This window comes from Klebsiella sp. S69, from assembly GCF_016516145.1.
GTDB classification, from domain to species: domain Bacteria; phylum Pseudomonadota; class Gammaproteobacteria; order Enterobacterales; family Enterobacteriaceae; genus Klebsiella; species Klebsiella oxytoca.
In genome coordinates this window covers 1-568 of the sequence record NZ_JACVUU010000085.1, presented here as the reverse complement: position 1 = coordinate 568, position 568 = coordinate 1, and the positions used below count along the sequence as shown (strand labels likewise).

1 protein-coding gene is annotated in these 568 nt (G+C 64.6%); it reads right to left on the bottom strand.

Annotated features, from left to right (window positions below; all coding sequences use genetic code 11):
• A partial coding sequence (gene vgrG, locus IAE27_RS29335) for a type VI secretion system tip protein VgrG (protein ID WP_200093436.1) occupies positions 1-568 on the bottom strand: 568 nt, incomplete at both ends.

Genomic DNA, 568 nt, shown 5'->3' with positions numbered 1-568 from the left:
CTGCCCCTGCGCTTTCATCTGCGCATCAGCGGTGATGAATATCCCTTTCCCGGCCCGTATCGCTCCGTAGCTGTCGGTACGCAGCTCGAATCCCTCCCCGCGCGGCTGTTTTCCGCCGTCCACCAGATGCCCCAGGTTCAGCTGGCTCTTGCCGCCGTACTCCGTGCTGACCTTGATGTGCTCTTTTCCCCGCGCGTCGTCGAGGCGGATTTTGTTGTTCGCCGGCGTGCGCAGCACGTTACGTTTATAGTTCCGGATGGTGACAGGGTCCGGGTGCACCGAGTCGTGCAGGACACCGGCTATATACGGCCGGTCCGGGTCACCCTGTTCAAAGGCGATGGCCACCTCGGTGCCCGCCAGCAGCGGCAGATGCAGGCCGTACGTGTCACCGGCATACGGGCGCGCCTGGCGTACCCACAGGCTCTCTTCTCCCGGCGGCCAGTGGTCGCGGTCGAACAGCAGGCTGACCCTGTAACGCCCGTCGCGGTCGATATGGCCGTAGATATCACTGCTTTTCGTGCTGGTGACCCGCGCCGGCAGCGTCCCGGCCATCACCGGCCTGGCGATA